This is a genomic window from uncultured Sulfitobacter sp. (assembly GCF_947500075.1).
In the GTDB taxonomy this organism is placed as follows: domain Bacteria; phylum Pseudomonadota; class Alphaproteobacteria; order Rhodobacterales; family Rhodobacteraceae; genus Sulfitobacter.
Genome location: NZ_CANMQS010000003.1, coordinates 133,268 through 154,763, shown reverse-complemented (window position 1 = coordinate 154,763; position 21,496 = coordinate 133,268). Strand labels below are relative to the sequence as shown.

At 60.8% G+C, this 21,496-nt stretch carries 25 protein-coding genes and 1 tRNA gene; 14 read left to right on the top strand and 12 right to left on the bottom strand.

From position 1 onward, the window contains the following. The first annotated feature begins 16 nt into the window (after positions 1-16). Positions 17-2,176 (top strand): selenide, water dikinase SelD, encoded by a 2,160-nt coding sequence (selD, locus tag Q1A91_RS10625; protein ID WP_367278666.1) that lies wholly within the window; start codon positions 17-19, stop codon positions 2,174-2,176. Here selD and mnmH read toward each other — a convergent pair. Next, positions 2,154-3,206: a tRNA 2-selenouridine(34) synthase MnmH gene (gene mnmH / locus Q1A91_RS10620; RefSeq protein ID WP_299876561.1), complete on the bottom strand. Its 1,053-nt coding sequence runs from the start codon at positions 3,204-3,206 to the stop codon at positions 2,154-2,156. The genes selD and mnmH overlap by 23 nt on opposite strands. 9 nt (positions 3,207-3,215) lie before the next feature. Next, positions 3,216-3,647, bottom strand: coding sequence for a RidA family protein (locus Q1A91_RS10615; RefSeq protein WP_299876559.1), 432 nt, complete (start codon positions 3,645-3,647; stop codon positions 3,216-3,218). A gap of 61 nt (positions 3,648-3,708) precedes the next feature. Between Q1A91_RS10615 and Q1A91_RS10610 the strand changes: the two genes are divergently transcribed. After that, a complete protein-coding gene (locus Q1A91_RS10610; protein ID WP_299876556.1) occupies positions 3,709-4,695 on the top strand; it encodes a GlxA family transcriptional regulator in 987 nt (328 codons plus the stop codon). Positions 4,696-4,718: 23 nt separating this feature from the next. On the opposite strand, the gene Q1A91_RS10605 is transcribed toward Q1A91_RS10610, so the two are convergent. The 3 genes from Q1A91_RS10605 to Q1A91_RS10595 all read right to left on the bottom strand — a co-directional run bounded on the left by Q1A91_RS10605 (position 4,719) and on the right by Q1A91_RS10595 (position 5,856). Continuing rightward, positions 4,719-5,279, bottom strand: a complete 561-nt coding sequence (locus tag Q1A91_RS10605; protein WP_299876555.1) for a GNAT family N-acetyltransferase — start codon at positions 5,277-5,279, stop codon at positions 4,719-4,721. Between the two features lie 74 nt (positions 5,280-5,353). Continuing rightward, a tRNA-Ala gene (locus Q1A91_RS10600) sits at positions 5,354-5,429 on the bottom strand. A gap of 94 nt (positions 5,430-5,523) precedes the next feature. Beyond that, the gene (locus tag Q1A91_RS10595) at positions 5,524-5,856 is read right to left on the bottom strand and encodes a TIGR02300 family protein (protein ID WP_299876553.1); all 333 of its coding nucleotides are present in this window, start codon (positions 5,854-5,856) and stop codon (positions 5,524-5,526) included. 112 nt (positions 5,857-5,968) lie between these two features. Between Q1A91_RS10595 and Q1A91_RS10590 the strand changes: the two genes are divergently transcribed. The 3 genes from Q1A91_RS10590 (at position 5,969) to Q1A91_RS10580 (ending at position 7,988) form a co-directional block, all read left to right on the top strand. Continuing rightward, positions 5,969-6,658 carry a M48 family metallopeptidase gene (locus tag Q1A91_RS10590; RefSeq protein ID WP_299876551.1) on the top strand — a complete coding sequence of 230 codons (690 nt, stop codon included), beginning with the start codon at positions 5,969-5,971 and terminating at the stop codon, positions 6,656-6,658. A 44-nt stretch (positions 6,659-6,702) separates the two neighbouring features. After that, complete coding sequence (locus tag Q1A91_RS10585; RefSeq protein ID WP_299876549.1) at positions 6,703-7,353, top strand: GntR family transcriptional regulator; 651 nt, start codon at positions 6,703-6,705, stop codon at positions 7,351-7,353. A gap of 173 nt (positions 7,354-7,526) precedes the next feature. Then, complete coding sequence (locus tag Q1A91_RS10580; protein ID WP_299876547.1) at positions 7,527-7,988, top strand: GNAT family N-acetyltransferase; 462 nt, start codon at positions 7,527-7,529, stop codon at positions 7,986-7,988. On the opposite strand, the gene Q1A91_RS10575 is transcribed toward Q1A91_RS10580, so the two are convergent. Beyond that, positions 7,985-8,947 carry an acetyl-CoA carboxylase carboxyltransferase subunit alpha gene (locus Q1A91_RS10575; RefSeq protein ID WP_299877721.1) on the bottom strand — a complete coding sequence of 321 codons (963 nt, stop codon included), beginning with the start codon at positions 8,945-8,947 and terminating at the stop codon, positions 7,985-7,987. The genes Q1A91_RS10580 and Q1A91_RS10575 overlap by 4 nt on opposite strands. Before the next feature lie 148 nt (positions 8,948-9,095). On the opposite strand from Q1A91_RS10575, the gene Q1A91_RS10570 reads away from it, so the two are divergent. Next, a complete protein-coding gene (locus Q1A91_RS10570) occupies positions 9,096-9,497 on the top strand; it encodes a hypothetical protein (protein ID WP_299876545.1) in 402 nt (133 codons plus the stop codon). On the opposite strand, the gene Q1A91_RS10565 is transcribed toward Q1A91_RS10570, so the two are convergent. Beyond that, entirely contained in the window at positions 9,491-10,090 is a 600-nt protein-coding gene (locus tag Q1A91_RS10565) for a LysE family translocator (RefSeq protein WP_299876543.1), read from the bottom strand. The genes Q1A91_RS10570 and Q1A91_RS10565 overlap by 7 nt on opposite strands. 73 nt (positions 10,091-10,163) lie before the next feature. Here Q1A91_RS10565 and Q1A91_RS10560 point away from each other — a divergent pair, with 73 nt between their 5' ends. Then, positions 10,164-10,616 carry an Lrp/AsnC family transcriptional regulator gene (locus Q1A91_RS10560; RefSeq protein ID WP_299876541.1) on the top strand — a complete coding sequence of 151 codons (453 nt, stop codon included), beginning with the start codon at positions 10,164-10,166 and terminating at the stop codon, positions 10,614-10,616. A 122-nt stretch (positions 10,617-10,738) separates the two neighbouring features. Here Q1A91_RS10560 and Q1A91_RS10555 read toward each other — a convergent pair whose 3' ends face one another. Then, a complete protein-coding gene (locus Q1A91_RS10555) occupies positions 10,739-11,695 on the bottom strand; it encodes an L-malyl-CoA/beta-methylmalyl-CoA lyase (RefSeq protein WP_299876539.1) in 957 nt (318 codons plus the stop codon). A gap of 249 nt (positions 11,696-11,944) precedes the next feature. On the opposite strand from Q1A91_RS10555, the gene dgcN reads away from it, so the two are divergent. Genes dgcN through Q1A91_RS10540 form a run of 3 tightly spaced genes read left to right on the top strand, consistent with a single transcriptional unit; the run spans position 11,945 to position 14,832 of the window. Then, the gene (gene dgcN / locus Q1A91_RS10550) at positions 11,945-12,946 is read left to right on the top strand and encodes an N-acetyltransferase DgcN (RefSeq protein WP_299876537.1); all 1,002 of its coding nucleotides are present in this window, start codon (positions 11,945-11,947) and stop codon (positions 12,944-12,946) included. A 57-nt stretch (positions 12,947-13,003) separates the two neighbouring features. Next, entirely contained in the window at positions 13,004-13,969 is a 966-nt protein-coding gene (dgcA, locus tag Q1A91_RS10545; protein ID WP_299876535.1) for an N-acetyl-D-Glu racemase DgcA, read from the top strand. A 2-nt stretch (positions 13,970-13,971) separates the two neighbouring features. Further along, positions 13,972-14,832 carry a D-amino-acid transaminase gene (locus tag Q1A91_RS10540; RefSeq protein WP_299876533.1) on the top strand — a complete coding sequence of 287 codons (861 nt, stop codon included), beginning with the start codon at positions 13,972-13,974 and terminating at the stop codon, positions 14,830-14,832. Positions 14,833-14,911: 79 nt separating this feature from the next. Here the strand turns inward: Q1A91_RS10540 and Q1A91_RS10535 are convergent, their stop codons facing one another. Beyond that, complete coding sequence (locus tag Q1A91_RS10535; RefSeq protein WP_299876531.1) at positions 14,912-15,796, bottom strand: hypothetical protein; 885 nt, start codon at positions 15,794-15,796, stop codon at positions 14,912-14,914. Between the two features lie 155 nt (positions 15,797-15,951). Next, on the bottom strand, positions 15,952-16,278 hold the full coding sequence (locus tag Q1A91_RS10530) for a DUF1244 domain-containing protein (RefSeq protein WP_299876529.1): 327 nt from the start codon (positions 16,276-16,278) through the stop codon (positions 15,952-15,954). 190 nt (positions 16,279-16,468) lie between these two features. Between Q1A91_RS10530 and pyk the strand changes: the two genes are divergently transcribed. The 4 genes from pyk (at position 16,469) to rplT (ending at position 18,889) form a co-directional block, all read left to right on the top strand. Continuing rightward, positions 16,469-17,914, top strand: coding sequence for a pyruvate kinase (gene pyk / locus Q1A91_RS10525; RefSeq protein ID WP_299876527.1), 1,446 nt, complete (start codon positions 16,469-16,471; stop codon positions 17,912-17,914). Positions 17,915-17,945: 31 nt separating this feature from the next. After that, positions 17,946-18,170, top strand: a complete 225-nt coding sequence (locus tag Q1A91_RS10520) for a hypothetical protein (protein WP_299876525.1) — start codon at positions 17,946-17,948, stop codon at positions 18,168-18,170. A 137-nt stretch (positions 18,171-18,307) separates the two neighbouring features. Beyond that, positions 18,308-18,508 carry a 50S ribosomal protein L35 gene (gene rpmI / locus Q1A91_RS10515; protein ID WP_025059312.1) on the top strand — a complete coding sequence of 67 codons (201 nt, stop codon included), beginning with the start codon at positions 18,308-18,310 and terminating at the stop codon, positions 18,506-18,508. A gap of 15 nt (positions 18,509-18,523) precedes the next feature. Continuing rightward, complete coding sequence (gene rplT, locus Q1A91_RS10510) at positions 18,524-18,889, top strand: 50S ribosomal protein L20 (protein WP_299876522.1); 366 nt, start codon at positions 18,524-18,526, stop codon at positions 18,887-18,889. A gap of 352 nt (positions 18,890-19,241) precedes the next feature. Here the strand turns inward: rplT and Q1A91_RS10505 are convergent, their stop codons facing one another. Beyond that, positions 19,242-19,967 carry a VPLPA-CTERM sorting domain-containing protein gene (locus tag Q1A91_RS10505; protein WP_299876520.1) on the bottom strand — a complete coding sequence of 242 codons (726 nt, stop codon included), beginning with the start codon at positions 19,965-19,967 and terminating at the stop codon, positions 19,242-19,244. 340 nt (positions 19,968-20,307) lie between these two features. Continuing rightward, on the bottom strand, positions 20,308-21,426 hold the full coding sequence (locus Q1A91_RS10500) for a serine hydrolase (RefSeq protein WP_299876519.1): 1,119 nt from the start codon (positions 21,424-21,426) through the stop codon (positions 20,308-20,310). Between the last annotated feature and the right edge of the window lie 70 nt (positions 21,427-21,496).

Below are 21,496 nucleotides of genomic sequence, written 5' to 3'. Positions count from 1 at the left end.
AAAAGAGGGTGGAGCGGTGCTGAGTGATGTGCCCCTGACGCGGGATCTGGTGATGGTAGGGGGCGGGCATGCCCATGCTTTGGTGTTGCGCGCCTGGGGGATGAAACCGCTGCCCGGCGCACGGCTGACGGTGATCAATCCCGGCCCGACAGCGCCTTATACGGGCATGTTGCCGGGCTATGTTGCGGGACATTATGGGCGGGACGATCTGGAGATCGATCTGGTGCGGCTGTGCCGGCATGCGGGGGCGGCGCTGATCCTGGGAGAAGTGGATGCGATAGATCGAGAGGCGCGGAGCGTGCATGTCGCGGGGCGCGGTGATGTGGGATATGACGTGGCCTCGATCGATATCGGGATCACGGCGGCGATGGATCTGCCGGGGTTTGCCGCGCATGGGATCGGGGCGAAGCCGCTGGCGGCCTATGCGGCACGCTGGTCGGCGTTTCTGGATCAGGTGGCGGCGGGAGAGGTTGCACCGGAGGTTGCCGTGATTGGTGGTGGCGTGGCGGGCTGTGAGCTGGCGATGGCGATGGCGCATGCGATGGCCATGACGGGTGTGGTGCCGCAGGTGACGGTGATCGAGGCGGGGCCGGGTATATCGGGCATGGGCGACGGGGCACGGCGCAGGGTGGACGCGGCGATGGCGGGTCTTGGGGTGACTGTGCGCTGCGGCGTGACGGTGGCGGAGGTTGCGCCGGGTGCTGTGCGGCTGGAGCGGGGTGGCGAGGTGCCAGCGCAGCTGTGTGTCGGGGCTGCGGGGGCGTTTCCCCATGGGTGGCTGGCGCAGACGGATCTGCCTTTGGTGGCGGGGTTCATTGACGTGCGGCCCGATTTGCGGGTGCGCGGGGATGATGCGCTGTTTGCGGTAGGCGATTGTGCGCATATGTCCCATGCGCCGAGGCCCAAGGCGGGGGTGTTTGCGGTACGGGCGGCCCCTGTGTTGAAACACAATCTGCGGGTGGCTTTGGCAGGCGGGGCGATGCGGCATTTCAAGCCGCAGAAGCATTACCTCAAGCTGGTGTCACTGGGTGGCAAACGCGCTTTGGCGGAGAAGTTTGGTGTGGCTGTTGAAGGGGCCGCGCTGTGGCAGTGGAAGGACCGGATTGACCGGGCGTTCATGGATCGGTTGTCGGATCTGCCGGTGATGCAGGTACCGCAGCCCAAGGGGCAGGTGGCGAAGGGGTATGACGTAGAGGCCAAGCCGATGTGTGCGGGATGTGGGGCGAAGGTGGGGTCCGGCGTCTTGAGGGACGCGCTGGGCGGGCTGGGGCCTGCGACCGGCGATGTGCTGACCACGGCGGGGGATGATGCGGCGGTGCTGCGCCAGACAGGCGGCGGGTTTCAGGTGATCTCCACCGATCATCTGCGGGGCTTTGTCGCCGATCCTGTGGTGATGACGCGGATTGCGGCGGTGCATGCGCTGGGCGATGTCTGGGCGATGGGCGCGCAGCCGCAGGTGGCATTGGCGTCTGTTGTGTTGCCGCAGATGTCGCCCGCTTTACAGGCGCGGCAGATGGCGGAAATCACGCAGGCTGCCACGGAGGTGTTGGGTGATGCGGGCGCGCAACTGGTCGGCGGGCATACCACCATGGGTGCGGAGATGACGATCGGGTTTACCGTGACCGGGACCAGGGACACCGCGCCGATCACGGTGGCAGGCGCGCAGGCGGGCGATGTGCTGGTGCTGACGCGGCCCATTGGCAGTGGTGTGATCCTGGCGGGAGAGATGCAGGGCAAAGCCGCAGGGCGGGACGTGACCGGCCTGTTGGCGCAGATGGCGGCGCCGCAGGGGGAAACCGCAGGGGCGCTGGCAAAGGCCCGTGCGATGACGGATGTGACGGGCTTTGGGCTGGCCGGGCATGTGGCCGCGATCGCGCGGGCCTCAGCGATGGAGGCGGTGCTGTGGCAGGATCAGATCCCGGTCTATGCAGGGGCGCGGGCGCTTTCGGCGGCGGGCGTGGCGTCCTCCCTGATGCGGGCCAACCGGGCGGATGCGCCGGTTGCGGGGGTGGAGGATCCGCTGCTCCATGACCCGCAGACGGCAGGGGGCCTACTGGCAGCGATGTCGGCGCAGGATGCGGCGGCGGCGCTGGCCGAGATCGGGCCTGCTGCGCGGATCATCGGGACATTGCGTGCCGGAATGCCGGGGCAGATCACGCTTGAGGCGTCTCGCTGATCAGGCGGCGGGCCGTAGCGGCAAGCGTTTCGTCTTCCAGATCGTCAAGCGACAGAGGCGTGACAGGCACGTCGGACCGCGCAGCGGATTTCGCGTAGCGGGGGTCATAATGCGCGGTGATCAGGCCTGCGGCCAGAGCCTCCCACGCGCCGTCTGTGGCCTGCTGGTGCCAGCCTTCCACCACATCGGCGGGGTGATAGGGTCTGAGCTGGTTGATCTGTTCCCCCAGACGCACGGCATCCGTGGTCAGGTCACTGTAGGCGCGGGTCAAAAAGCGCGCGCGGGCGGCAACGGGCGCCTGCAACCGCAGGCGCGGGGCGGTTTGCATCAAGGCCCACAAGGCAGGCGGGACAAGGCGTTCACCGATCTTGCTGCTTTCCGCCTCTACCCAGGTGATGTGCGAAGGGTCGAGGGCACAAAGCCCCTCCGCCAGCCGGGATTCAAACATCTTCTGACCAGGCTGCGGCCCTGCGGTGCCTCCAAAGAGCGAGCCGCGGTGATTGGCGAGGTCTTCGAGGTCGAGCACCTGACCACCCGCTTCGCGGAGATGGTCCAGCAGACGTGTCTTTGCCGTGCCCGTGCCACCGTCGATGAGCCGGATGCGATGTGGCAGTGTCTGTTCATACAAGAGTTGCACCACCAGCCGACGGTAGCTGCGGTAACCGCCTTTGAGCAGATGTACCCGCCAGCCAACCTGATCGAGGATCGTCGCGAAGGCACCGGAGCGTTGCCCCCCGCGCCAGCAATAGACCAGCGGTTGCCAGCTGCCTTCGTGCTGCGCCAGCGGGCCCTGCAAATGCTGTGCGGTGTTCTGCGCCACGAGGGCACCACCGATCTTGCGGGCGTTGAAGGGGCTGTCCTGAACATAGATCGTGCCAACCTCGGCCCGCTGTGCATCGGTAAGCACGGGCATGTTGAGCGCGCCGGGAATGTGGTCTTCTGCAAATTCCGACGGCGCGCGCACGTCGATGATGCTGTCCACGGACAGGGTCTTGAGGTCGTGCAGGGTGGTGAGGGTCAAGGGGGTCACCTGCCCCTTCTACAGGCTGGGCCGTTGGGGTCCAGTGGGGCCGGGGGCGCGGCGGTCCTGGTTGTCCTTCATCGCGATGGCCTGAACCTTGACCTTTGCACCGAAGGGAAGTTTTGCGGCCTCATAGACGGTACGCGCGGGATAGTCCAAAAAACGCCGGACGCAGACCGCGTTCACCGCAGCCAGATCGTGTTCAATGTCCGCAAAGGCGATGTCGATATAGACGATCTCATCGGACGTGAACCCTGCGGCATCGGCCACTTTGAACACCAGATCAAAAGCGCGCTCTGCCTCCTCTTCGGCAGTGCCGGGGCGGTAGCCGTCTTCGTAAACGGCAAGCTGGCCGGAGATGTGACAGGTCTGCCCAACCACCACCGCGTTGGAGATCGGTGAGGGCGAGGCAGGCACGCCGGGGACGTCGGTGATGAAGGTACGTGGCATGTCAGCGGGCTTTCCTTGGGACCGGTTGACAGCAGCTTATGGGACATGCGCATTGTCTGATATGTCCACAAACAATCAAAATCAGACAAAGCGCCCTCATCGCGTAACCATCTTGGGCTTTGATGATGTCCTGCTGATGGATGTCGCGGGCCCGGCACAGGTGTTTGGCTCTGCCAACAAGGTTTTGGGATGGGCCGCCTATGGTCTGGAGACGGTGACCCAAGACGGTTGTGATTTCCGAACCGACACTGGGCTGATCCTGCGGTCCAACACCTCATTTGGTCATTGGGCCGGTGCGGAGGATATGATCGTTCCGGGCGGGCCGGGGGTGGATGACCGTCTGGAGAATCCGGCGCTACTGCGTTTCCTGCGTCGGGCAGAACCTGATGTGCGGCGGTTTGTGTCCATCTGCTCTGGCAGTTTGCTGACGGCGGCGGCCGGGTTGCTGGGCGGCAGGGTCGCAACGACCCATTGGGAACGCCATGATCTTGCGCTTGGCCGGTTTGGAGAGGTCGCATGGCACATGGATGAGATTTTCACGCAAGATGGCAAATTCCACTGCTCCGCCGGGGTCACAACTGGTATCGATCTTGCCCTGTCGCTGGTTGAGGCGGATCACGGGCGGCGCGTAGCCTTGAGTGTGGCGCGTGAAATGGTTGTGTTCATGCAGCGGGACGGCGGACAGTCGCAGTATTCCGCGCCGCTCAGGGCGCAGGCCGTTTCGAGCAAGCGTCTTGCTGATCTTTACACGCGCATCGAAGAAGACCCGGCAGCCGGGTGGAGTGTGCAGATGATGGCCCGGCATGCAGGTACGACAGAACGCACGCTGCTCCGCGAGTTCATGCGCGATTTCGGTCAGAGCCCATCGCGGTTCCTTGAAGAGCGAAGGTTGGTGATGGCGCGGCGCTATCTGGAGCGGAGCCGGAAGCCCATGAAGGAGATTGCGGCACTGTCCGGGTTCGGATCTGAACAAAAGATGCGGCGGAGTTTTGTGAAGCGGGTTGGAATTTTGCCCACCGCATATCGGGAGCGGTTCGGGGAGGTATGAGGACCATGGCACGCTCAAACCGTTCATGCGGGGGCAAGCGCAACCCTGAACTGCATGGTCTGATGCCCGCCGAGCGCCTTGTCGGCGGTATAGGTTTTCACCAGCACGCCGCCCGCCTTTTCGATGACCCGGACAGACGCCGGATTGTCCGGGCTGGTTGTGATTTCGACATATCTTAATCCAAGCGCTGCTGCCTCTGGCAGGAGGGCGATCAACGCCGCGGTAGCCCGCCCCTCCCCCTGCCGCCACGGCACAACGGCATAGCCGATGTGGCCGGAACAGGTTGGTGGCAGGGCTTCGGTGCCGGGTTGCCATCGCAGGCTGATGTGGCCGCAGAAGTCGCTATCCCAGATCCAGCGGCGAATGCTTGGCAGGCGCGGCACCATGGAGCCGTCGGGCAGCTTGACAGGGCCTGCCCTGGCCGTCGGGTCATCAAGGTTTGAAACGAAGGTGATTGGGTCTTTTGACATACGGACCAGATGCTCTTGCGCGGCTTCGGGGCGCAGGTTGTCTGGTGACCATCCTTTTTGCAGGGCGTCACGATAGGCGGGGAGGTGGTCGAGGCTTGGCTTGAGCAATTGCATTTTGGGTCCCCTCGGCGCGGACGGGCGCCCGTCAGCCGTGCAAAGAACCTAATGTCATGGAGATGGGAAGGGAATGGTGGAGCATAGCGGGATCGAACCGCTGACCTCCTGCATGCCATGCAGGCGCTCTCCCAGCTGAGCTAATGCCCCAAATCGGCGTGTGGCCGTTGGTTCCGCGTGATTAGTGCCAAGCGGGGGCGGGATCAAGAGGAAAATCCGACCCGCCCCGATGCCTGGGTTCTAATCAGCTGTCGTCGTCCTCGGATGCGACATCGGCGATGTCTTCCAGTGGTACAGTGTCATCATCGGCGTCGTCGTCGTCCAGGATATCGTCATCCAGATCGACATCAACGTCGTCCTCATCGTCCAGAATATCTTCTTCTTCCGCGACCTCGGCCTTTTTGGCTTTTGTGGTCGCCGCATCTTCGGCGTCCGCCGCGATCATGCGGGACTTGGAAGCGTCTACTTCCAGAACTTCGCCCGTGTAGGGGCTGACGATGGGATCCTTGTTGAGGTCATAGAAACGCTTGCCCGTTGTCGGGCACAGGCGTTTGGTTCCCCATTCTTCATTGGGCATGAAATACCCCCTTGGTCATTTGCGGTTGCGTGTAGATGATTGCGGGCAAGTGCCATATGAGGGAGGGACTGTCAAAGGCTTTAGCCCCAAGGTCCCGAGAAGAGCCTGATCCATGCCCGACCACGTCCTGCCCGGCGATCCGCCGATCCCTCTGATCCTGCGCCGTTCTGCCCGCGCCAAGCGGATATCGCTGCGCATCAGCCAACTGGATGGCAGGGTGACGCTGACCCTGCCCAAGCGGCTGGCAGAGCGGGAAGCGCTGGCTTTTGCCCGGCAGAAAGAGCCATGGATTCGCGGCCATCTTGAGGCGCGCCAGGAGGATGTTTTTGTGGGGCACGGGGCGCAATTGCCCATTGGGGGCAAGATGTTGCAGGTCGTGCCGGGTGCCGGACGCCGGATTGAGATTGCCGTCAACCACATCGTAGTGCCCGGCCCGCCAGAGCGCGCGGGGCGGCGGCTGGGCGCATGGCTGAAGGAAATGGCGCGCGACAGGCTTGCCGGTGCCTGTGACGACTATGCGGCGGTGTTGGGCAAACCCTATGCCCGAATCACCTTGCGCGATACCCGGTCGCGCTGGGGATCCTGCACGTCTGACGCAGGCCTGATGTTTTCCTGGCGGCTGATCATGGCACCACCTGAAGTGCTTGATTACGTCGCGGCGCATGAGGTCGCGCATCTGGCGCAGATGAACCACTCACCCGCCTTCTGGGCCGAGGTGACGCGGCTTTATGGCGCATACGATTCGCCCCGCCGCTGGCTGCGCCGGGAAGGCAATGCGCTGCATCGCTACAAGTTCACCTGAGCGGCGGTCTTGACCTGTGGCATGGATGTGATCACAAAAGACCCATGAACCTGTCCCCCCGCCCGATCGAAGCCACCCCACTGGCCCATGACCGCGTCTACCGCCGGTTGCGCAGCCGGGTGATGTATGGCGATCTGCCGCCGGGCAAGGCGCTGACGCTGCGGGGGATCGGGAAGGAATACGAAGTCTCCATGACGCCCGCGCGCGAAGCGGTGCGGCGGTTGGTGGCGGAAGGCGCATTCACGATGTCGGCCTCCGGCCGGATCAGCACACCGGAGCTGAGCAACGAACGGATCGAGGAACTGGCGGCCCTGCGCGCCCTGATCGAAGTGGAACTGGCCAGCCGTGCCTTGCCACGTGCGCATCTTGCGCTGATTGAACGGCTGCAAACGATCAACAACGCCGTGGCCGAAGCCGTCAGCCAGCGGGACGCGGTCAACTACATCCGGACCAATCTGGAGTTCCACCGCACGCTTTATCTGCGCGCACAGGCCCCTGCGATGCTGGCGATGGCCGAAACGGTCTGGTTGCAGATGGGGCCCACGATGCGCGCGCTTTACGGACGGCTCAGACGGACAGAACCGCCGCAGTTTCACCGGCTGATCATTGCGGCGCTGCGCGCAGGCGATGAACCGGGCCTGCGGTTGGCCGTGCGGTCAGATGTGACCCAGGGCCTGCGGATGCTGGCGGGATAAGACGCTTGACCGATGGCAGTGCAGCGGTCACAAGCAAAGGCATGATGACGTTGCTCAACAATACCGTCTATTATCGCCGCTTCCTCTGAACGCGGCCCGTTTCCCCTTTTTCAAACCCACCGGCCGCCAGTTGTGCGGCCTATCCTCATGCTGGCGGATCAAAGGAGACTGACATGTCCCGGATCACCACTCGTCCCGCTGTTTCAGATGACCTTCCCGCTGTTGTGGAGATGGCCCACGGCCTTGCGGCCTTTCATGGCGACGCCGCCACGCTGACCGTTGAAACGCTGACCCGTGATGCGCTGGGCGCACCGCCGTGGATCACGTTGCTGGTGGCAGAGGCTAAGGGGGGCTTGATTGGCTATGCCGCGCTGTGCCCTTTGGTTCAGGTGCAATACGGCGTGCGGGGGATGGACATGCACCACCTGTTCGTGCGCGCAGAGGCGCGGGGCACCGGTGCAGGTCATGCCTTGATCGCGGCCAGTGCGCAGGTGTCAAAAGCGCAGGGGTGCCGTTACCTTGCGGTGGGCACACATCCCGACAACACCGCCGCGCAAGAGTTCTATGAACGCGCAGGTTTCAGCCGCACCACTGGCGGTCCACGTTTTCGTCTCAAGCTCGACGAGGCGAATTAGGCAGCCAGCCCCTTGCCGCCCATATCCAGATACTTGCGCCGCCGGTCCGCGATAAGCGCCTTGGCGGACTTGCCACTCAGCTCTTCCAGCATGCCGGCGATGTTCAGGCGCACGGCGGCAAGGGTCTTGGCCGGGTCGCGGTGCGCGCCGCCCATGGGTTCCAGAATGATCCGGTCGGTCACCCCCAGACGCCGCAGATCATCCGCCGTGAGCCGCATCGCTTCTGCCGCCTCCCGCATCTTTTCGGAGTCTTTCCACAGGATCGACGCGCAGCCTTCCGGCGTGATCACGGAATAGACCGAATGTTCCAGCATCGCCACGCGGTTCGCCGTCGCAAAAGCAACCGCACCGCCGGACCCGCCTTCACCAATGATGACGGAAATCAGCGGCACACCGATTTGCAGGCACTTCTCGGTCGAACGGGCGATGGCCTCTGACTGGCCACGCTCTTCTGCTCCCTTGCCGGGATAGGCACCAGGGGTATCAACGAGGGTGATCACCGGCAGGTTGAACCGGCCCGCAAGATCCATCAACCGAACGGCCTTGCGATAGCCTTCGGGACGGGCCATGCCGAAATTACGCTCAATCCGGGATTTGGTGTCGGTGCCTTTTTCATGGCCGATGACCATGACCGGCTTGTCATCAAACCGCGCCAGACCGCCCATGACGGCCATATCGTCTGCAAAGTTCCGGTCGCCGGCAAGCGGCGTGTAATCGGTGAACAAGGCTTCGATGTAGTCCTTGCAATGCGGCCGCTCGGGATGACGCGCGACCTGACACTTTCGCCATGGCGTGAGGCTGCCATAAAGCTCTTTCAGCATCGCCTCGGCCTTGACATCAAGGGCGGCTGCCTCATCGGAGATGTCCATCTCCTCGTTCGCCCGAGCCAGCGCGCGCAACTCTTCCGCCTTGCCTTCAATCTCTGCCAGGGGTTTTTCGAAATCGAGGTACTGGGTCATCGGATCCTCCGCGGTCATTTATCGTTATATGGCTTGCAATTGAATGGTTTGCAACGCGCGGGAATAAAGGTAGCGTGCCGGTGGGGGCTGTCTCGGAACAAAGGGAAGAGCCATGAATTCACGGTGGAGCGTCGTAGCAGTGTTGTACATGCTACCCCTCTGTCTGTCCGCGCAGGAGATCAACTTCGGCGATGACGCCAGTGAATGGGCGTTGGACGGGGCCTGTGATGACCGCCGTTTTCGGGGATCCGCCATGGCAGCAGGACTGGACCGTGAGGATCTGGGCCATGATGCCAGCGATTGCCGGACAGGTTTCGCCAATGGGGATCTACAGCTTTTTGATCTGGATGCCGCATTGGAATCGACCCAATGCGAGGCCGTTGATTTTGGCGTCGATGCGTCGGAATGGATGAACGACGGGCTGTGCGATGACTACCGGTTTGAAGGGCCGGGGTCTGATTTCGTGCTGCTGCGCGAGGATACGGGAAAAGACGCCACGGATTGCCGCCGCCTGTGTGAACGTGGCGACATCGCGTTGCGCGACTACTGAAACCCCTTGAGAACGGGGTAGAGCGAGACCACCAGCAGGGCGGCCATGCTCCAGTTGAACAGGCGCAAGCGCACGGGATTGGTCAGAAAACGCGCCATTTGCTGACCCATGACCGTCCACATCGAGACGGACGGCAGGTTCACAAGCGCAAACACGAGGGCGGCGAGGGCAAGCATGGCCGTCCCCCCATCCGCCACATGCACCGTGATTGCCGTAAGCGCCATGGTCCAGGCTTTTGGATTGACCCATTGAAACGCGGCTGCTTGCAGGAAGGTCATCGGATTGCCCCTGGCCGCCTGTGCCTGCGCGGGCACCGCATTGGCGATCTTCCAGGCGAGCCACAGCAGGTAAGCCACACTGGCCACCAGCAACAGGGTGTAGACCACCGGAAAGCGGTCGAAGATCTGCACAAGCCCGATGCCTGCGCCCAGCATCAACACCAGAAAACCGACAGAAATCCCCAGCATATGAGGCACGGTGCGGCGAAAGCCGAAATTCGCGCCGGAGGCCATCAGCATCAGGTTGTTGGGCCCCGGCGTGGCGGAACTGACAAAAGCGAACAGAGCGAGGGCGGCAAAGGTATCCAGGGTCATGACACAAGGATTGACATGAATGCGCCGGCGATAAATTGTGAATATGCGAAATTCGCAGGAGTATGCACAACAAATGACTGAATTTGACCGCATATCGGAGCAAATATTGCAAGAGCTCTCCCGCGACGGCCGGATCAGCAACATAGAACTTGCCGAACGTGTCGGGCTGTCCCCCTCGGCCTGCCTGCGGCGCGTGCAGGAACTGGAGCGGCGCGGCATCATCAAAGGATACCGCGCGGTGCTTGATCGATCCGCCTTGGGAAGTGGATTTGCCGCCTACGTTGGTGTTGGCCTGTCAGACCATTCCAAAGCAAGCCAGGAAGCCTTTGAGAAAGCCATCAGCCGCGCGCCCGAGGTTGTGGAGTGCCACAATATCACCGGGACCATCGAATACCTGCTGCGCGTCGAATGCGCCGACCTGCGCGCCTATAAGCACTTCCACACGGACATGCTGGGCGCCTTGCCCCAGGTCAACAGCATTACATCCTATGTGGTAATGGGGTCGCCAAAAGATGAGCGGGCCTGATATCTGAACCCTGTCTTCCAAATGGTTCAAAAAACCCTGCCAGAGGCCTGAAATCTCTTCTGGAGCTCCAGAAGAGATTTTAGCGCTCCGCGGGGGTTTTTTAGACCATTTGGAAGGGGCGTTTAGCCGTTGATCATTTCGGATTGGCGCACAATCACTTCGGCCTGTTTGATGCTGGCGATGTCCACCAGACGGCCTTTGTAGACAGTGGCGCCTTCCCCGTTCGCCTTGGCCTCTTCCATCGCGGCGAGGATTTCGCGGGCCTCTGTCACGGCTTCTTCAGAGGGGGTGAACACCTCGTTCGAGAGGACGACCTGCTTGGGGTGGATGGCCCATTTGCCCACCATGCCCAGCGTTGCGGAGCGGCGGGCCTGCGCGCGGAAACCTTCGTCATCGGAAAAGTCTCCGAAGGGGCCGTCGACGGGCAACACGCCATGGGTGCGGCAGGCAGCGACGATGGCGGCTTGCGCCCAGTGCCAGGGGTCGGACCAGTGTTTCTGGCCCTCGTGCATCATGTAATAGTTTTCCTGGGTGCCGCCGATGCCGGTGGTCTGCATGCCCATGGAGGCCGCGAAGTCTGCGGCACCCAGGCTCATCGCTTCAAGGCGCGGGGAGGCGGCGGCGATTTCTTCGACATGGGCGATGCCCGCCGCGCTTTCGATGATCACCTCGAATGCGATCTTCTTGGTGCGGCCCTTTGCGGCTTCGATGGAGGTCACCAGCGCATCCACTGCGTAGATGTCTGCGGCACAGCCCACTTTCGGGATCATGATCTGATCGAGCCGCTCGGGAGCTTGTTCCAGCAGGTCCACCACATCGCGATACCAATAGGGGCTGTCGAGGCCGTTGATTCGCACGGACAGTGTCTTGCTGCCCCAATCCACATCGCCGATGGCTTTGATCACGTTTTCGCGTGCGCTGTCCTTGTCCGAGGGGGCCACGCTGTCTTCAAGGTCAAGGTTGATCACGTCCGCAGCCGAGCTCGCCATTTTCTCGAAAATTGCCGGACGCGAGCCAGGGCCAAACAGCTGGCAGCGGTTGGGGCGGGCAGGCGGTGTGGGTTGCAGGCGGAAAGACATGGGCAGGTTCCTTGAATAGGCGTAATTTTATTGCGGATACTCTGCCGCAAGCTGGTATTAAATTGCGCAAAGCGGTGCAAGCGGCATTTCGCAGGTGCAGCATGCGCCCAATGTGACGCAAGAATTTTGCGCGATTGCCCTAAACGGCGGGAAAATATCGACGCCCAATGCGATCTGCCACTGGAAAAGCAATAGGTTTGCGGGATAGATCGCGCAAGATGCGCCAAACATTCTGCCGGAGATTCTGCCATGATCGAGACCCCCTATCTGCTGTTCCTGGGCGATGCGCCTGACCAACTTGCCGCAAAGGTGGCTCAGGGCATCAAGGATTGGCGCCCGGATAATGCCGTCGGCCAGTACCGGATGCCCGGATGTGGGGCGGATGTCGGTCTGCAAGACATGACGCTGGAGCAGGCGAAGGCCGCCGGAGCCAAGACGCTGGTGATTGGCGTGGCCAACCGGGGCGGCGTGATCTCTCAGGCGTGGAAGGATATTTTGATCGAAGCGCTGGGCATGGGCTATGACCTTGCCTCTGGCCTGCACAACCTGCTGGCAAACGAAGGTGATCTGGTTGCGGCCTCTCAGGTCAATGGTGGCACCTTGCATGATGTGCGGGTGCCGAATGTGGAATACCCCATTGCCAACGGTGTGAAGCGTTCCGGCAAGCGGGTGCTGGCCGTCGGCACGGATTGCTCTGTTGGCAAGATGTACACCGCATTGGCGCTGGATGAGGCGATGCGCGAGAAGGGCATGAAGAGCACCTTCCGCGCGACGGGCCAGACCGGCATTCTGATCACCGGCTCCGGCGTGCCGCTGGATGCGGTGATTGCAGATTTCATGGCCGGTGCAGTGGAGTATCTTACGCCCGACAATGACGAAGATCACTGGGACATCATCGAGGGGCAGGGCAGCCTGTTCCACGTGTCCTACTCCGGGGTGACGCTGGCGTTGATCCATGGCGGGCAGCCTGATGCGCTAATCATCTGTCATGAACCCACACGCCCGCATATGCGCGGGTTGCCCGACTACACCCCGCCGTCCATGCAGGCGGTGAGCGATATGGCACTGGCGCTGGCCAAGGTCGCGAACCCGGCATGCAAGGTCATTGGCGTTTCGGTCAACACGCAGCATCTATCGCAGGAAGAAGCGGAGGCCTATCTGGCCAAGGTCGAAGCGGAGATGGGTCTGCCTGCGGTCGACCCCTTCCGTCAGGGCGCGGAGCGGTTGGCCGAGGCCATCAAAAACATCTGACCGTCGCACCGGGTGCGGGCGCGGAATTGAGTTTTGAGGCCAAATGAAGGTGGGACGATGCGTATTGAAGTGACAGCGGACGTCTTTCGTCTGGCGCAGGTGTTTACCATTTCGCGCGGGTCGCGGACGGAAGCCAAGGTGCTGACCGTGCGGCTGAGCGAAGGGGGAGTCACGGGCTGGGGCGAATGTGTGCCCTATGCGCGGTATGATGAGACACTGGAATCTGTCACGGCGCAGATTGAGGGGCTTGAGGGGGAGATCACCCACGACAGCCTTTATGATCTGTTGCCTGCGGGGGCGGCCCGCAATGCGGTGGATTGCGCGCTGTGGGATCTGGAAGCCAAACGTGCGGGAAAGCGGGTTTGGGACCTGATCGGCTTGCCCGCGCCCAAGCCGCAGATCACAGCATATACCTTGTCCCTGGATGACCCTGAGAAGATGCAGGCGCAGGCGGCAGAGAATGCCTTTCGCCCGCTTTTGAAAATCAAGCTGGGCACGCCGGATGACATGCCCCGGCTGGAAGCGGTGCGTGCAGGTGCGCCGCAATCGACCATCATCATTGACGCAAACGAAGGCTGGTCGGCTGAGGTCTATTCCGATCTGGCGCCGCATCTGCTGCGGCTGGGCGTCAAACTGGTGGAGCAGCCACTACCTGCGGGGGATGATGAAGCACTCGTCGGGATGGACCGGCCCGTGCCCGTCTGCGCGGACGAAAGCGCCCATGACACCGCGAGCCTGCCCGACCTCAAAGGCAAGTACGACATGGTCAATATCAAGATCGACAAGACCGGTGGTCTGACCGAAGCGCTGCGCCTGCGACAAGCGGCGCTGGCGAAGGGGTATGATGTGTTTGTCGGCTGCATGGTGGGGTCATCGCTGGCCATGGCCCCTGCGACACTTGTGGCGCAAGGTGTCTCTTTTGTTGATCTGGATGGCCCCCTTTTGTTAGGCGAGGATCGAAAGACACCTTTGGTCTTTGATGAAAACGGGGTGCATCCGCCTGCACCGGAACTATGGGGATAGACATGCGAACAGTTTACGTGAACGGCGACTACATGCCGGAGAATGAAGCGACCATTTCGATCTTTGATCGGGGGTTTCTGATGGCGGATGGGGTGTATGAAGTGACCTCTGTACTGGATGGCAAATTGATTGACTTTGATGGCCATGCGGTGCGCCTGTCCCGGTCATTGAACGAGCTGGAAATGCGCAATCCGATCAGCAAGGACGATCTGTTGGAAGTGCACCGTGAGTTGGTGCGCGCCAATGAGATTGAAGAAGGGCTGATTTACCTGCAGATCACCCGTGGATCCGACGGCGACCGGGATTTTGCTTTCCCCGACCCCGAAACAACCGAGCCCTCCATCGTGCTGTTCACCCAGAATAAACCCGGAATGGCGAACAGCCCTGCGGCCAAGAAGGGTGCCAAGATCATATCAATCGAAGACATCCGCTGGGGGCGGCGCGACATCAAGACGGTGCAGCTGCTCTATCCGTCGATGGGCAAGATGATGGCCAAGAAGGCAGGGTGCGATGATGCCTGGATGGTCGAGGACGGGTTTGTCACGGAAGGGACGTCCAACAACGCCTATATCGTGAAGGGCAACAAGATCATCACCCGCGCGCTGAGCAATGACATCCTGCACGGGATCACCCGCGCCGCCGTGCTGCGGCTGGCGAAAGAGGCGCAGATGGTGGTGGAAGAACGCAACTTTACCATTGATGAGGCGATGCAGGCGGATGAGGCCTTCACCACCTCGGCCAGTGCGTTTGTCATGCCAGTGGTGGAGATTGACGGCGCGCAACTGGGCGATGGCACACCCGGCAGCGTGGCGACACGGCTGCGGGAGATTTATCTGGACGAGATGCGCAAGAAAGCCGTTTGAGCCGCCAGACTGGTGCAAGACAAGAAAAAGCAGCCCGCGTCATGCGTGGGCTGTTTTTTCGTTTCGGCCTCTGAAAGGGTCAGACCCGTACCAGAGGCTCATCCGGCGCAGTGATCGCGGCAGAGAGGGAGGGCAGCGTGTCTTCGTCCAACCCACGCAGGATCGCGACTGTCCGCCCTTCATAGATCGCGTTGACCGCCCCTTCGTCCTCATCAAATTCGAACAGCACCTCGCTGTCTTCATCCGCAGGTTCAGTGATCAGGATGTTCAACACGTCCTCTTCGGGGTCGAAGTCGGTGATCACGACCGCGTCTTGTGTCGGTCTGCTGAGATCATTGATGGAAATGAACTCATCCGCGCCGGCACCGCCGGTCATCACGTCCCCATCATCGCCCGCCAGCGTGTCATCGCCAAAACCACCCGACAGGGTGTCGGTGGTGCCGAATTCCGCAGGTTCGGTGAAGTCTTCATCCCCAAGACCATCCGCCGCCAGCAACACGTCATTCCCCAGATCACCAAACAGGGTGTTAGATCCGCGCACGTCGGAAATCAGATCGTCTCCGGCGCCGCCGCGCACCAGATCGTCACCTGCGTCATAGCGGTCTTCGTCATCGGAGGCGTAGGCATCATCGCCATCGCCCAGAAACACGCTGTCCTCGCCAGCACCGCCGACGGCGAAATCACTGCCATTCCCGCCATAAACCGTGTCATTGCCTGCGCCGCCATCAATGGCGTCCCCGCCACCAAGGCCGAGCAGGATGTCGTCGCCGCCTTCGCCCAGCATTTCATTTGCCAAAGCATTGCCAATGGCGCGTTCCGGCGCGTCGGTGCCTTCGAAGGTTTCGTCGTCTTCGTCCAGTTCGACGGTCTGACGTTCTTCAGACTCCGCATCATCATCGTCATCAATCAGCAACGCGAGCAGCCCAATACCCAACAGCACCGGAATGGCATAAACAGCAAGCATGGTGGTCCCCCTGACCTAATTGGATACCCAAGGGCTAAGGGACGTGGCATTTTCTTGTCAAATTTTGCCTAAATTTGTCATTTAGGCGTCGTCAGTTGCGATATGCGACCGGGTATTGTTCCTGTTTCAAGAACAGAATTGCCCCATTTCGGGGGCTATTCCTTGTTTCCGACATTCTCTGCAAAGGCGGTTTTAAAGGCATCCTGCTGTGCTGGGGACGCATCTGCCTGATAGTTTGCCTTCCAGTCTGCCATAGTCATGCCATAGAATAACGCGCGGGCTTCTTCTTTCCCCATTTCGATGCCGCGTGCGTTTGCGGCTTCCTGATACCAGCGGCTGAGGCAATTGCGGCAGAACCCGGTAAGGTTCATCATATCGATGTTCTGCACGTCGGTGCGATCCTGCATCAAATGCTGCTGCAAACGGCGGAAGGCAGCGGCCTGAAGCTCAATCTCGGTCTGGGTGGGGCTTTGATCTGACATGGTCTCTCCTTTGCCTCAGGAGGTGGGGGTTTCAGGGCAACTGTCAAGGAGCCGGATCAGATCAGCGGTGGTCGTGTTGTCACAATTATGAAACTGTCTGACGCGATAGAGGGGACGCGAGGCTGGCGGTGACGCATTGTTATCGCTAACATGCGCGGAAGCCCAGATACCTAGATACGAAGGAACACAGATGAGACGCTCGCGGAATGTGAAGATCGTGGCGACCCTTGGTCCGGCATCCGAAACCTATGAGATGATCGAGGCACTGCACACCACAGGCGCTGACGTGTTCCGGCTGAACATGAGCCACGGCACCCATGACGAGATTCGCCAGAAACACCGCGTCATCCGTGAGGTTGAAGAGAACCTCGGCAGTACCATCGGCATTCTGGCAGACCTTCAGGGGCCAAAACTGCGGGTCGGCGTCTTTGCGCAAGAAAGCGAGGAACTGACCGAAGGTGCGCAGTTCCGGCTCGACCTTGATCCGACGGAAGGGGACGCATCGCGTGTCTGCTTGCCCCATCCGGAGATTTTTGCCGCCCTTGAGCCGGGTGCATCCCTGTTGGTCAATGACGGCAAGATCAGGTTGAAGGTTCTTGAGTGCAGCGCGGAACACGCAAATTGCGAAGTTGTCATTGGCGGCACGATCTCCAACCGCAAAGGCGTGAACGTGCCGGATGTGGTGCTGCCGCTGGCGGCGCTGTCGGACAAGGACCGCGCCGATCTGGAGTTTGCTTGCGAGCTGGGTGTGGATTGGCTGGCGCTGAGCTTTGTGCAGCGTCCCGAAGACGTGGAAGAGGCGCGCAGGCTGGCCAAAGGCCGCGCGGCCCTTTTGTCGAAGATCGAGAAGCCCTCCGCCGTCGAGCGCTTTGATGACATTTTGGCTGTCAGTGACGGGATCATGGTCGCGCGTGGGGATCTGGGTGTGGAACTGCCCGTGCAAAACGTGCCGCCTATTCAGAAACGTCTGGTGCGCAAGTGCCGGGCAGCAGGCAAGCCGGTGATCGTGGCCACGCAAATGCTGGAAAGCATGATCGAAAGCCCAATGCCGACCCGTGCTGAGGTTTCTGACGTGGCGACGGCAATCTATGAAGGCGCCGATGCCGTGATGCTCAGTGCGGAATCAGCGGCTGGCAGCTATCCGCTGGAAGCGGTCAAGACGATGGACCGTGTTGCCACGGAGGTGGAGCAGGACCCGACCTATACCCAGATCATCGAAGCTTCACGGTCTGCGGACAGGACCACTGTGGCGGACGGTATCGTTGCCGCCGCCCGAGAGATTGCGGAAACCACAGAGATCAAGGCGATTGCCTGCTACACCCAGAGCGGCGCCACAGCCCTGCTGACGGCGCGGGAGCGCCCGCGCGTGCCGATCATTGCCATGACATCGACGAAGAAGACTGCGGGGCGTCTGGCGCTCAGCTGGGGCACCACCTGTGTGGTGACCGAGGCTTTGACCCGCTTCAAGATGGCGGTCGTCAATGCCGTCCGCGCTGCGCGGTCCGAGGGGTTTGCAGGACCTGAGGATCTGATCGTGGTCACAGCCGGTGTGCCCTTCAACGTGCCTGGCACCACCAATATCCTGCGCGTCGCCCCCTGCGACGAACGTTTGATTTATCCCGCTGATCCGGAGTAGGTTCCTTTACGTCAAAATAAAGGAGAGCGGCATGGAGCCTGATCTGGCCCTTGTTCTTGGTCTGGTGATTGCGGCCTTTTCGGTGCCGTCGATTCTATCCGCGCTGGCGGATAGCCGGGCACCCCGCGCTTCTGCCCTGACCGTTTTGATCGGTGGGGGATTGATCCTCTATGCCCTGCAACAGAACCCGAACGGATATACGATGCAGGGCATTCCGGATGTTTTCGTGCGTGTGTTTGCCAGATTCCTGCCCTGACCATGAATTGCGCCGCAGCGGGCGCGTAATTCTCTTGCACCCGACGTCGCCGCGTCCTATACGCCAGCTTCATTCCGCGCGTCCGGCCCAAGTGGCATGCCGAGTCGTGCGTACACCGTAGAAGACAGGAGACGGAAATGCCCAAGATGAAGACGAAGTCGAGCGCGAAGAAGCGCTTCAAGATCTCGGCGACCGGCAAGGTCATCGGCAGCCAGGCTGGCAAGCAGCACGGCATGATCAAGCGGAGCAAGAAATTCATCCGTAACGCACGTGGCACGACAGCTCTGTCGGAGCCCGATGCAAAGATCATCAAGGGCTTCATGCCCTACGACCGCTGATAGAGGAGAGCTGAGATGTCCCGTACAAAAGGTGGAACAGTCACCCACGCCCGTCACAAGAAGATCGTCAAAGCGGCCAAAGGCTATTACGGCCGCCGCAAGAACGTTTTCAAGGTAGCAACACAGGCCGTCGACAAGGCCAACCAGTATGCGACCCGTGACCGTAAGAATCGCAAGCGGAACTTCCGCGCGCTGTGGATCCAGCGGATCAACGCCGCTGTTCGCTCCCATGATGAGGCGCTGACATACAGCCGCTTCATCAACGGTCTGACACTGGCCGGAATCGAAGTGGACCGGAAGGTTCTCGCCGATCTGGCCGTGCATGAGCCCGAGGCCTTTGGCGCGATTGTTGCGCAGGCACAGAAGGCACTGGCTGCGTAAGTCAGACGATACTGTAGAGATTGAGAGGCCGCGCCGGAGTGATCTGGCGCGGCCTTTTTCGTTTTGCAGGTGATGTGTCTGGCTGGATGTCGGACATCTTGGTGATGCTGTGTCGGCATCCGGCCAATCTGGTTTGCCTGTTCCGCTGAGGGAGAAGTGTCATTCCGATTGTTCAGAACGCCCGCGCAAGATCAAAGGCGTTTCAGTATGATCGGCGAAGGCCGCGCGGTTCAAAATCGCAGGTACGCAAAGGTCCGTAGGCGCAGCACAACGAAAAAGGGGGAAAGCAATGCTCTCCCCCTTCTCAATTCTTTGGTTCAGCGGACCACAGCCCGCTGAGACATTCCCGATATCAGGACTTGCGACGGCGGCGCAGTGCGCCAAAGCCTGCAAGACCGGACAGCAGCAGAAGACCTGCGGCCGGAACGGGGATCGCTGCAACGGTTTCTTCAGCCGTGACGAGGTCCTGGCTCCTACCGCTGTTCCAGATTGTCAGCTCGTAGTCGGTTGTATCGGCGGCTTGGTCGAGGCGTGACAGGTAGAAGCTTGCGTTACCGATAACACCTTCTTCTGTGTTGCCGTCGCCGTCGATGACAACGAATTCACCATCTTCAAGGTCCAGACCGGATGCATCTTCGGAGTCAGTGATGATTTCCCAGATCGCCAGCTGGAAACCAGCGGCTTTCTTTTCTTTCTTCACGCCAACCTGTTCGTCCAGGATCATGTCATAGGACTGATTGAACAGCTTGTTCAGGTTCGCCATCGTCGCGGCACCCGGAATAGTCTGGTTCATGCGGAACTCACCCGGCAGGACGAGGTCCTGAAGCAGTTCTACACACCAGGCCAAGATGCCCTCACCGCTGTCGCGGTCCTCTAGACGGAACAGACCTGCAATGCTGCGCTCTGTGTCGCCATTGATTGTATATGCAACTTCACGCGCCCAAGCAGGCGTGCCGAAAGGTGACGACTCACCGGTTGCATTCTGAAGGTTAATCGTACCGGCGGACGCGCCACCCGTAAAAACCGCACCAGAAAAAGCCACCGCCAATGCCGCTGCACCAACCTTTGCTTTCATCATTTTACCAAACACTTTGTATAACCCCCAAAGTCTGTTTCCACGTAACTGTCCTAATTGTTAACAGATCGGAACCAACTAGCCCATGGGAAAAAACACATTTGCGCCGCAATTTTTCCGCATTTTCTCTTTGTTCTGTCACAATCTGGGCATAATCCATTGATTGTTTCTTCTGGGTGTCCAATGACCCGGTGAAACAGGCTTTGTGTTTCCCGTGCAGCGTGTAGATTTCCGCCGAAACGCCAATCCATGCTGTATTCGCACAATTTGTAGGCATTTGGAGGTGCTGAGCGCCCTGTGTGGCAGATGAACCACACAGGGTGCCGTTGGAAGCGATTCTCTCTTACAAGCTGGCGTACACAGCCCGTTCGTAGCTGTCATAGGTCTTCATGAAACGTTCTTCCACAAAGGGCAGGGATTGGGTCATGATCACTGCGGCCACATCGCGCTTGGGATCGATCCAGTAGTGGGAATTCAGCACGCCCGCCCAGGACTGAGAGCCAGCACTGCGCTTGCCGGGGATGTCTTCCTCATTCCGCATGAAGCCCACCGAATGCACAACTCTGGTGCCCGTGAACGGATCGAAATCAGCAGTCACGGGCGGTGCCATTGTTACCATCTTTGTCAGGGTCAGGCCGTTCATCTGGTCCGCCGTCATCTCTGCCACCGCTTCGGGGGAGAGGATCTGTGCCCCATCAAGCGTTCCTTTGTTCAGGATCATGCGCAAGAACCGCATGTAGTCCGGCGCGGTCGAATAGAGTGCATGCCCCATGCCATAGAATTCCGGCTTGGAGGGCGGTGCGAGTTCAAAAGGAGCAAATGCGCCGTCCTCTCCACGCGCCTTGACGTCCGCAAGCCGCGCGGCCATGTCGCCTTCGACTTCGAACGCGGTGGAATTCATGCCGAGAGGATCGAAAATCTCGGTCTGGCAAAACTCTACGATGCTTTGCCCGCTGACGGCTTCCACGGCTTTGCCCAGCCAGTCAATTGAAGGCCCGTAGCCCCAGCGGGTGCCCGGATCAGACATCAGGGGCGCTTGTTCCAGCGCCATGTTCATCCCGCTCAACACCGTCGGGTGACCGGTCGCCTCCATGTAGCGCGGCATGTCCGCGTTCCAGAACTCATATTCCGCGCCGCTGGTATGGGTGGCCAGATGCCGTATCGTGGCCTGGGTCTTGGGCGCGCGGAGACGCGGGGTCTCTCCGTCAAACCCATCCAGAACCTGCATTTTTCCCCATGCGGGCAACACGTCCGCAACAGGCGTGTCGAGGCTGAGCTTCCCGCGGTCAATCAGGATCATCGCCGCCAATGCGCCAATCCCCTTGGTCATTGAGAAGATCCGAAAAACTGTATTGATGTCCGCGGCGCGCCCGGCGGCCGCATTGCCGGCAACCCCTTCAAACGTGATGCCTTCGCTGTTGCCGACCATGCCAACGGCAAAGGGCACGTCGTGCTGGGCCACAGCGGTGTCTAGAACGGATTGCTAATCGGTCATTGTTTCCTCCCTTGGGTCAATTGATCTTCTGACGTTA